Source organism: Ruminococcus sp. (assembly GCF_017650195.1).
In the GTDB taxonomy this organism is placed as follows: Bacteria; Bacillota; Clostridia; order Oscillospirales; family Ruminococcaceae; genus Ruminococcus.
In genome coordinates this window covers 1-10,892 of sequence record NZ_JAGCFH010000306.1, presented here as the reverse complement: position 1 = coordinate 10,892, position 10,892 = coordinate 1, and the positions used below count along the sequence as shown (strand labels likewise).

The window sequence follows — 10,892 nt, the reverse complement described above, 5'->3', positions numbered from 1 at the left end:
GTTATGACAGGCAACAAAGTCAGCCTTGTTTATGTAGTAAGGGCTCTTGATAGGCTTATCACCAAAACGCAGGTGTGAGATAGTGATACCACCTGTCTTCTTGGAGTCATACTGGAAGTATGCCTGAACGTACTTGTCAGTATGGTCACCGATGATCTTGATAGAGTCCTTGTTTGCGCCAACAGTACCGTCGCCGCCGAGACCCCAGAACTTACACTCGATAGTGCCTTCTGCTGCTGTGTTGGGAGCATCTTCCTCAGCGAGTGAGAGATTTGTAACATCGTCAACGATACCAAGTGTGAACTGAGGCTTGGGATCAGCCTTTGCGAGCTCTGCATAAACAGCAAATACAGATGCAGGAGGAGTATCCTTGGAACCGAGACCGTAACGGCCGCCGATAACCTTGATACCGTTTCTGCCTGTAGTATTAAGAGCAGCTACTACATCGAGGTAGAGAGGCTCACCGAGAGAGCCGGGCTCCTTGGTTCTGTCGAGGACAGCAATAGTCTTTACAGTTGCAGGGATAGCCTCAACGAGCTTTTCAGCTGAGAACGGACGGAACAGACGAACCTTAACGATACCGACCTTCTCACCCTTCTTGTTGAGGTAGTCGATAACTTCCTCAGCAACGTCGCAGATAGAGCCCATTGCAACGATAACGCGCTCTGCATCGGGAGCACCGTAGTAGTTGAAGAGTTTATAATCAGTGCCGAGTTTTGCATTAACCTTACCCATGTACTCCTCAACGATTGCGGGAACAGCATTGTAATAGGAGTTGCAAGCCTCACGGTGCTGGAAGAAGATATCTCCGTTTTCGTGAGAACCACGCATTGTAGGATTTTCAGGATTAAGAGCACGAGCGCGGAATGCCTTGACAGCATCCATATCACACATTTCCTTCAGATCCTCGTAATCCCATGTTTCAATCTTCTGGATCTCGTGGGATGTACGGAAACCGTCGAAGAAGTTGATGAAAGGAACGCGGCTCTTGATAGAAGCGAGATGAGCAACAGCAGCAAGATCCATTACTTCCTGCGGATTGGTCTCAGCGAGCATTGCAAAACCGGTCTGACGGCAAGCGTAAACGTCAGAGTGGTCACCGAAAATGTTCAGTGCGTGAGAAGCAACGCAACGTGCAGAAACATGGAATACGCAAGGAAGCAGCTCACCAGCGATCTTGTACATATTCGGGATCATGAGGAGAAGACCCTGAGAAGCAGTATAGGTTGTTGTCAGAGCACCAGCGTTCAGAGAACCGTGAACAGTACCTGCTGCGCCGGCCTCAGACTGCATCTCCTCAACCTTAACGGTTGTGCCGAAAATGTTCTTGACACCCTGAGCAGACCACTGATCAACATAGTCTGCCATCGGGCTGGAAGGTGTGATCGGGTAGATACCGGCAACTTCCGTGAAGGCGTAAGAAACATATGCAGCGGCGTTATTACCGTCCATTGTTTTCATTTTTCTTTTGATTGCCATAGGAATGACCTCCTAAAAAATAATATTAAATTTTTAGGTTATAGAAATGGTTAGCGGGTGATAACGTTAACCAAATATAACTACTGTGAAATATTATACCACAAATCGAATCCTTTGTAAACACTTTTTTTGCTGTCTTGTTACAAAATTATCAGGCGCATTTTTGGCAATTTGTCTATAAATTGCCACTTTTGGCTTATACTGACAGCAATAGTTGATTACAATATGTACAGCTGTCAGTATTAAAAAATAGAGGTTGTGAAAAATGTATTACAAAGATTGCTTAAAGTTGTACATTTTGACAAAAGTTAAAGGATTTGCTTGACGAAGTAGCTGAAATAAGGTATAATAACTACAGTGTTAAGATTTATTTAACACTCGTTTTGTTGTCTCCTTTCTTTTGTTCTACACATATTTATTTTCATCTGTTTATCTAAGACAAGCAGGGCTTTTGCCCTGCTTATTTTTTTGCACAAAGTCTGCACTCCCTTGTCGAGTTTTCGATCGTAAACCCGATTACTTTTTCAAAAACGTTACTTGTATACTGCTTACAGCGCAATATTTGTGGGTAAATGTTTCCATTCATAATCTATCGTTGTAAGCTGACTCAATTAGTTGCTAATTAAGCATTACGAATTATTCATTTTAAATATCGTTCAGCATCTGAAAAAGTAGTATACCAGTCCGTAGAGCGTAGCCGAAGTGCAACCGTAAAGCAGCACTGGTCCGGCTATGGTGAATATTTTAGCTCCTACACCGAGTATGGGACCCTCCGATCTTGCTTCTATGGCGCAGGAGCTTATAGCGTTGGAAAAGCCGGTGATAGGTACAAGGGTCCCTGCTCCTGCGTGCTTTGCAAGCCTCTGGTACCAGCCAAAGCCAGTGCATACTGCGCTTATGCCCACAAGAATTATGGAAGTCCATGTGCCTGCTTCCGTGTGGTCGAGTCCGTAGGCTTCAAGGAATGAAAGTATTATCTGTCCGGCTGCGCATATCGCCCCGCCAACTATAAACGCGGCGGAGATATTTACTCTGTAGTTTGATTTCGGTGAGACCTGCCGCGTCATATCGCTGTAAAGTTCCGGTGTTATCTTCATATCATCAGCTCCTTTGCAGTAGTATCTGCGGTTATTATCAAATTATACGGAACATAATTTGAATTTGTTTCGTTAGCCATTAGTCAATTGTAAGGGCGGATATTAATATGATTTGTGCATTTTCTCGAATGCTTGACTTCATTTTCATAAACTTCAATGCGGGGGATGTAGGCTCTTAGGATTGCCGGAGTTTAAATTATGGCATTAAAGATAAAACAACACCCATTAGGCTGTTTCTGTACTACGTCAAAACAAAGTCCATTTGAAACCCATTCAAGATTCTTGCGTAATTATTGAGCTGTAAGATATGTGTAGTAAACAGCATATTCTTATGTGAGAGAGTTTACATGCGCCAACGCGGTTTGCGACGTTGCTTGATCAGCGGCAAATTATGATTTATGGTAACATCTATCACTCTTTTGTGACATATACATTAGTAAATGCCATGAAAAGAGGTGATTTGTTTGAAGACCCGGTCAGAGGGGAGAGCGGTAAGGCTCGGAAAGTACATAACCGAGAACAAGGCTACTGTCAGGGCTGCCGCAGTACATTTCGGCATTTCCAAGAGCACTGTCCATAAAGATGTCAGCGAGCGGCTTCAGCTGGAGGATCCCGATCTTTATGCGCGTGTGAAGGATATACTTGAAATTAACAAGCAGGAACGCCATATCCGCGGCGGTCTTGCCACAAAACGGAAGTACGAAGCTATTGCCGGTAGCGGCAAGGGAAGGTTTTACAGATAAAGGAAAAGCAGCACGTATGCATAATAGCGGTACGTGCTGCTTTTGAATCATTCAAGTCCTGTCAGTTTTTTGAATTTAAGATAGAAGTCGCTGACTGAGTTCCTGCCTGTAAGCATTGACTCGTCCACATAAGCTCCTATATACTTTCCGTCGCGGAAAACATAGTAATCTGTTCCGTCACCCTTTACAAGGTCTATCTTTACGCTTCCGCCTTCCTTGAGCTCAAACTCGGCTGACAGCGCCGGATCCTTGAGGTTGGGCTTGGCATCAGTGTCTGTACCAGAGTATTTGAGTATGGAGAAGGAATTGTAGAAGTTGTTGAAGGCAAGGTATATTTCGGATGAATTGAAATCAATGTCTTTTCCGTTGTAGGTACACATCATCTCTTCCGTGTCGAGACTGCACTTGTCCTCGCTGCCTTGAAATTTAAAGGTGAATCCGCTTATATCGTAGTAGCCCTTTACAGTCTCGGACTGGAGGATATAATCATAAGGGAGCATCTGTGTGAAGCCTAGGTCTGACTTATAATAAAGCTCCACCTGTTCGCCGTCAACAAGCACAAAGCAGTAAGTAGGATCGTCGTCGTTTGCGCTTACAAGGAGGCGGTGCTCCTTGCCGTCGAGACCTTTTACCACAGCTTCGCCATAAGGTTTGTCAAAACCGTACTTTGAAAGGTCGGTCAGCTTTTCGTCCATCATTTCTTCTGCTTCGATACGGACGATATTATTGAATTCTGAGGTGACCTTTGTCTGGTCGAGAGTAAGGTCAGAATATTCGGATGGGAGAGACCATGTATCCTCAGTCTCGTTGTAGGTGAGTTCACAAAGTACCTTGCCGTCCCTATAGGTGGTTACCTGTTTCAGGTCGTAGAGCGTATAGGGCAGGAGCTCCTTGTTTTTTATGAGGAGTCTGTCAAGCTTCAGCACACTTCCGTGCTGGGCGTCAACTGCGTATACGTTTTTCTTGCCGTCTACGGTAACGTAGTAGAATTCACTGGTGGGACTCTCGTTTCCTATGTAAATAGTATGAGTGCCCTTGGGCTCGGTTATCTCAATCTTATCAGGAGCGTCGAGTCCGTACATTTTCAGCTTGTCATCTGTTATCTCGCCATAGCTGTCGTTGGCTGTAAGGTTTGAGCAGTAGGTGCATACAAGCTGGCAGTAAGTCTGGTCAACGGCAAATTCGCCTGAATCCAGCACCCACTTTTCGCCGTCGAGCTTGCAGGTATAGGATTCGTCTCCCTTTGAGAAAACGAGCTGTGTTGGACTGTACGGGTCAAAGCTGAACAGAACGTTGTCATCAAGCTGCTCCTGTTCCTTCTGCTTGTCCTTATTTACCCTGTCCTTGAAAAACAGCATCGTGCCAACGGAGGCTCCTGCCATTACCAGAAGCACTATAAGCGCTAATATCTTTTTATTCATCAGGAATATCTCCTTTTCAGCCATACGATTACGCCGACGACTGCGATAAGTGCAGGGGCGATATAGAGCAGGGCGATAACGCCTGTTGCGTCCTTTGAGTCCTTGAATAACATGCTGTCGTACTTGTTTATCTTGTTGCCGATACCAAACTGTATCTCACTGTCATAGAGCCATGTATTTGTGAAAACTGTAAGAGTTCTTGAACCACTGAGTGAAATGGTGTTCATCGTCGGATCGATAACAGAGGTGGTGCCTATGACAATGAGCTTGGCTCCGGTCTTCTTGTTGTAGGAGTAGTAACCGAAATCAAGGGGGATACCGCTGAGACGCTCGTCTGCTTCTGCAGCTGTGTTTTCATCGCCGCCCATTGATTTGCTGACGGTTGTGTATTCGCCGTCTGGATTTGCGATACTGCGTATGATAGAAGAACGTTCAAAATATGATGCTGCAGGGAATGAGTCTTCGGGGATCTCTGCCATACTTCTCGGATAGGCTATGCCGGCAATGAACTTGCCTGCATCAACCTGCTGGTTGAGATCGGTGGTGAGATCCTCGGTGAGCTCTGCTCCGGCTTTTGCACCAGCAGGATATTCAACGCGGAAGAAGTTCTCACTCTGCTTGGAATCGGGATCCTCCAGCATATTTGCAGGAGTTGTCTCGGTAACGATATTGTAATCGAGGATAAGTCCGAACTGTTCCATAACAGCTTCGATATTTTCAAAACGTCCTTTTTTATCACAGGGGTCTATAAGGAAGGACATTGCACCGCCGTTGTCGGCATAAGCCAGCAGCAGCTCCTTTTCCTTGTCAGTGATATCTTCTGTAGGACCTGCAAGATAGATTATATTTGCGTTTCCAGGGATAGCTCCTGTCTCGTTAAGATCAAGCTCCTGCACGTCGTAGTTGTTGGTCTTAAGTACGGAAGCATATACGGAATAATTGGTATCGCTGCTGTCGTTTATGGACTTTTCACCGTGACCTGTAAGGAAGTATATGGTCGGCAGCGAGCCGCTGGCACATACGGATATGGCTGCGGAAATTAACTCCTCACCTGCGTACTGCCATGAGCCGTCAGAGCCGGTCTGGAATATCTTGTCCTTGCTGACCTTCTTGACGATGCCGTTGCATTTTACGAAGATATCGCCCTCGTATGTTCCGAGATATCCGTCCGGGTCAAGCTCTTTTGCCTTCTGTGGATCCTGGTTGGGACGGAAGCAGGTGAGAGTTATATTGTCGCGCTCTTCAAGCTGTGTCAGCGTATGGTAGAGCGGAAGATACTCGGAAGCCTCTGCGTCCCTGAAGTATTTCAGGAGAGAGAGATAATAGATGTCTATGTGCTGGTCTGAGGTATCTTCAAGGAGCTTCTGCGTCTTTTCATTCAGTGTGTATTTCTTTGCCGGCGTCATATCGTAACCCTTGTCAAAGTAGCTGACGATAACATTTATTGGTATAAGTATCAGAAGTATAAGAAGGGTGAGCACTATGGCAAAGGTGCCGGAAAGGTTGAATTTTTTCTTTTTCATGTCAGCTTACCCCCTGTTCCAGCGTCTTTTCTCGATAGAGATGTATGTCCATGCGAGAAGACAGATTACTGCTGAGCCGAAGAAAACTATATCCGAAAGACGGATTAAGCCCTCCGAGAAGTATGCGAACCTCGGCTGTGCAGCGAATGAATAGAGTACCGACTGGAGCTTCGGGAACTGTGAGATGAAGCCCGAGTTGGCAAAGTTGTCAACGAAGAGGAGAACGAACATTAGAAATTCTCCAATGATAGCGGCGAGTATGGAGTTCTCCGTGAATGAGGATATGAGCATACCGAGAGCGATAGCCATTGTTCCCCAACAGAAGATGCCGATGTATGCGCATATAAGCTGGCTCATTACGACTTCGCCCTTTATTGAAGTGATTATCGGGAAGAACAGTGTGCAGGCGAGCATGAATAAGTATACTGTAACGTTTGCAAGGAATTTTGCGATAACTATTTTTGCAACGCTTACAGGTGAGGTCATGAGCAACACTTCGGTGCCGTTTTTGCGCTCGTCAGCAAATGTCCTCATGGTGAGTATTGGGATAAGAAATATGGAATAGAGCACAACAGAATAGAACATCTCGGTAAATGAGAATACAAATCTGTTGGTGCCGTCTAAATGTGCGATAGCGCTTGCCATAGGCAGCGAGAACATCAGCATAAAGAGAGCTGCGACAGCGTAAGCAAATGGAGTGTAGAAGAATGACTGTAGCTCCTTTTTATATATAGGAAACATATTTATTCATCCTCCTTTTCTTCGCTGCTTTCATCGTTTCCGGTAGCGTCTTCACTAGCTTCTTCCGGCATTTCGTCAAGGAGCTCCTGGAGTCCGGACTTCTTTGCGGGACGGTTTATGAGCTCGATGAATACGTTTTCAAGATTTGGCTTGTCGGTGTATATCTCAAGTATGCCAATGCCGTTTCTGATACATTCGGACATAATTGAATTCATTATGCTGTCGGCTTCACCTTCAAGTTCAACGGTGAAGGAGCAGATATCATTGCCCTCGTCATCTGCTGCAAGTATGGACTTTACACCCTTTGTGAGCTCTATGACTGAAGCAGTCTTCGCTCTGTCGCCCTTGACTTTGATATGGAGTACAAGGGAGGAGGCAAAGGACTTTTCAAGGTTCTCTATGGTGTCCATAGCTCTTATATCGCCCTTGTTGATTATTACTACACGGTCGCATACTGCGCTTACCTCGCTGAGTATGTGAGAGCTGAAGATTACTGAGTGTCCCTGTTTGAGGCTCTTTATAAGAGCTCTTACCTCAGCTACCTGATTGGGGTCGAGACCGACGGTGGGCTCGTCAAGGATAAGGAACTTGGGGTCACCCAGCAGTGCCTGCGCAAAGCCCACACGCTGTTTGAAACCTTTTGAGAGATTGCGTATCAGCTTTCCCTCTACATCCTTTATTTTCAGGAGCTTCATAACACGTTCGATCTCATCACCGCGCTTGCTCCTCGGTACCTTTTTGAGACCCGCGCAGAAGGAAAGGTACTCTTTTACCTTCATATCGGGATATACAGGTGGGATCTCAGGGAGATATCCGATATTACTCTTTGCCTTCACAGGCTCCTGTGTTATGTCAGAACCGCAGATATTAACAGTACCGTCGGACATTGGCAGATAACCTGCGATCATATTCATTGTCGTTGATTTTCCCGCTCCGTTGGGACCGAGAAAACCGAGTATCTCATTATCGTTTATTGTAAAGCTGATATGGTTCACGGCACGGTTGCTGCCGTAATACTTTGTAAGATTATCAATAGTGATCATGAGGCGCTCCTTTCCGATCTTGGATCGTTTATTTCAGGTAAAAGCAGGTGCAGTTACCTCAGTATAGCATACTGTTTTATTATCGCAGAATAATATTAACACAAGATGAATAAGCTGTGAACAAAAAGTTAATTCAACCTTGCGGCGTGAAATAATTCTATCCTCGTAAAAGTACAGTGACAGGTAAATATTATAGCTATTGTGTGAGGATTTTGTGTGGAAAAATTGAGGAAGAGATGAATGTTGGAGCTTTTTGTTTTGAAACGAAACATGTTCATATATCGTTAATACATGAGGATTTACAGATAAATGTTCAGTAGCTAAAATGCACAAAAAAGGATTTGCTATTGTGTGCATTGCACCAAAAATGAGTTGGACCAAATGTGAAAACAATATAAACTGTTGACACAAATTAAAAGGTGGGCTATAATGATTTTGAAAATAGTTTGAGAATTGTGTGCAGTCTGCGTGAAAATGCACACAGTGTACGAAGTATTTTCGTATGCGCTCCCGAAATTAAGCCTTTTGGGAGCAGTTATCCATTTTTAAACCTATATTATTACGAGAGGGGTAAAAACAAATGATAAGCAAAAAGAATAAGGCTCTCGCAGCCAGCGTTCTCGCTGCAGCAATGTCTGCATCCGCTGTTATTCCTTCGATGGCTTCTGCTGCAACACAGTCGTCTTATGCTAAGGAATCAACTTACGCAGATATGTTCGCTTCACTTTATGAGGACGTTGTGACCAACGGTCAGACAAACGGCTACCTCAGCAAGCAGACAAACGGTTCAGGTTTTGGTATTCCTTACCATTCAGTAGAGACATTCATCGTAGAGGCTCCTGACTATGGTCACGAGACAACTTCTGAGGCTATGTCTTACATCGTTTGGATGGCAGCTATGCACGATGTTCTCGCTGCTAACAACACTATCTCAGGCTCCAAGGGTGACCTTGCAAAGGCTTGGAACACAATGGAGGCTATGATCCCTGGTTGGTCAAAGGCTTCAGGCAGAGATACAGAGATCAAGTACAGCTCAATCTGGTCACAGAGCAACGGACTCAAGGCTGATACCGCAGAAGAGTGCGACAAGCCTGAGGATTATCCGTCAAAGCAGCCCGGCGTTGACGCTATTAACCCAATCTATGACACATTCAAGGCTGCATACAGCAGCGATAATGGATATTACCTTATGAACTGGCTCGCTGACGTTGACGACTGGTACGGCTTCAGCAAGGGCACAAAGGGCGAAGGTAAGTTCACATTCATCAACACCTTCCAGAGAGGTGAGCAGGAGTCTTGTTTCGAGACAGTTCCGGCTCCTTGTCTTGAAGAGCTTAAGTGGGGTATGGAGAGCAGCGATAAGGATAACGGTAACGGTATCAAGGCTATCTTCAATGGTAAGGACAAGGTTCCTTCACAGTACTCCTTCACAAACGCTCCTGACGCTGAGGATCGTTGTATCCAGGCTGTACACTTTGCAAATATGTACAACGCAGGCGACTCAAGCGTTTCTGCTCTCGCTGGTAAGATGGGTGACCAGTGCCGTAACGATATGTTTGATAAGTATTATAAGGCTATCGCTAAGGATACAAAGCTCACTTCTTCATCAGCTGGTATGGATTCCAAGCACTACCTCATGTCATGGTACACTGCTTGGGGCGGAGCTCTCAGCGCAAGCTACGGCGATTACGGCTGGGCTTGGCAGATCGGCTGCTCGCACTCACATCAGTTCTATCAGAATCCTCTTGCTGCTTACGCTCTCCTCTATGATAGCGATATCAATTCAGGAATGAAGGGCAAGGATGCTGATACAGACTATAAGGAGTCTCTCAAGAGACAGATCGAAATGTATCAGTGGCTCCAGTCTCAGGAAGGTCCTTTCGCAGGCGGCTGTACAAACAGCTGGAGAGGACGTTATGAGGAGTATCCTTCAGGCCACGCTACATTCTATGATATGGCTTATGTTCCTCATCCTGTATACGCAGATCCTGGTTCAAACCACTGGATCGGTAACCAGGTATGGTCAACACAGCGTCTTGCTGAGCTCTACTACTATGTAGTAACTAACGGCGACAAGTCCGGTCAGAAGTACGGCGGACTCGATCTTGAGACAGCTCTCGATAAGCTCCTTGAGAGATGGATCGGCTGGTTCGAGGAGAACACCAAGTTCAACTATGAGGACGAGTACGGCGTTGAGCATTCTTATGTTATTCCTTCAACCCTTGACTGGGGTTCAAGCGATACAGATTACAGCTGCACACCTGACACATGGACCGGTACATACAGCGAGTCTGCTAATAAGAACCTCCACTGCACAATCGGTGGTTACGGACAGGGAGACGTTGGATGCGTATCCTCACTCTGTAATACACTTATCTACTATGCAAAGGCTAAGGGCGTTGAAGCTTCATTCTCGGAAACAGAAGGTACTTCAGTTGCTGAAAAGGCACTCTACCTTGCAAACAGACTTCTCTCATATCAGTACAATGAGGCACGTGACGAGATCGGTCTTACATTCACAGACTGCAATCCCAGCCTGAAGAGAGTATTTGAGCAGGAAGTTTATATTCCGGATTACTACAGCGGCGAAATGCCTGATGGATCCAAGCTTGAGCCCGGCGCTACATTCTCATCTATCCGTAAGAGCTACGAGAAGGATCCTATGTGGCAGGAATGCCAGAAGTACTGGAAGGGCGAAGGCAAAGACAACAACGGAGACGGTAAGGTTGACGTTGCTGACTATCAGTTCCAGTATCACAGATTCTGGCACGCTGGTGATGCTGTTGTTTCCTATGGTACAATGGCACTTCTCTTCCCTGAGGTTAAGCCTCTCCCGATTGGTCCT

General features: G+C 45.6%; 8 protein-coding genes. 2 read left to right on the top strand and 6 right to left on the bottom strand.

The window, feature by feature from the left end; all coding sequences use genetic code 11:
- Both J6U00_RS13825 and J6U00_RS13820 read right to left on the bottom strand, forming a co-directional pair.
- Positions 1-1,473: 2-oxoacid:acceptor oxidoreductase family protein (locus J6U00_RS13825; protein ID WP_296582780.1), on the bottom strand; the 1,473-nt coding region annotated here is incomplete at its 3' end.
- Positions 1,474-2,135: 662 nt separating this feature from the next.
- Complete coding sequence (locus J6U00_RS13820) at positions 2,136-2,576, bottom strand: SpoVA/SpoVAEb family sporulation membrane protein (protein ID WP_296582778.1); 441 nt, start codon at positions 2,574-2,576, stop codon at positions 2,136-2,138.
- Between the two features lie 464 nt (positions 2,577-3,040).
- Here J6U00_RS13820 and J6U00_RS13815 point away from each other — a divergent pair, with 464 nt between their 5' ends.
- Entirely contained in the window at positions 3,041-3,319 is a 279-nt protein-coding gene (locus J6U00_RS13815) for a sporulation transcriptional regulator SpoIIID (protein WP_296582776.1), read from the top strand.
- A 47-nt stretch (positions 3,320-3,366) separates the two neighbouring features.
- On the opposite strand, the gene J6U00_RS13810 is transcribed toward J6U00_RS13815, so the two are convergent.
- From J6U00_RS13810 to J6U00_RS13795, 4 genes are read right to left on the bottom strand one after another with little or no spacing between them, the layout of a single operon-like run.
- Positions 3,367-4,740 (bottom strand): DUF4340 domain-containing protein, encoded by a 1,374-nt coding sequence (locus J6U00_RS13810; protein WP_296582774.1) that lies wholly within the window; start codon positions 4,738-4,740, stop codon positions 3,367-3,369.
- Positions 4,740-6,263, bottom strand: coding sequence for a Gldg family protein (locus J6U00_RS13805; RefSeq protein ID WP_296582772.1), 1,524 nt, complete (start codon positions 6,261-6,263; stop codon positions 4,740-4,742). The genes J6U00_RS13810 and J6U00_RS13805 overlap by 1 nt, the downstream gene beginning before the upstream one ends.
- Before the next feature lie 6 nt (positions 6,264-6,269).
- The gene (locus J6U00_RS13800; protein WP_296582771.1) at positions 6,270-7,004 is read right to left on the bottom strand and encodes an ABC transporter permease subunit; all 735 of its coding nucleotides are present in this window, start codon (positions 7,002-7,004) and stop codon (positions 6,270-6,272) included.
- A 2-nt stretch (positions 7,005-7,006) separates the two neighbouring features.
- Complete coding sequence (locus J6U00_RS13795; RefSeq protein WP_296582770.1) at positions 7,007-8,047, bottom strand: ABC transporter ATP-binding protein; 1,041 nt, start codon at positions 8,045-8,047, stop codon at positions 7,007-7,009.
- Positions 8,048-8,627: 580 nt separating this feature from the next.
- Between J6U00_RS13795 and J6U00_RS13790 the strand changes: the two genes are divergently transcribed.
- The coding region (locus J6U00_RS13790) for a glycoside hydrolase family 48 protein (RefSeq protein ID WP_296582768.1) at positions 8,628-10,892 on the top strand (2,265 nt) is incomplete at its 3' end.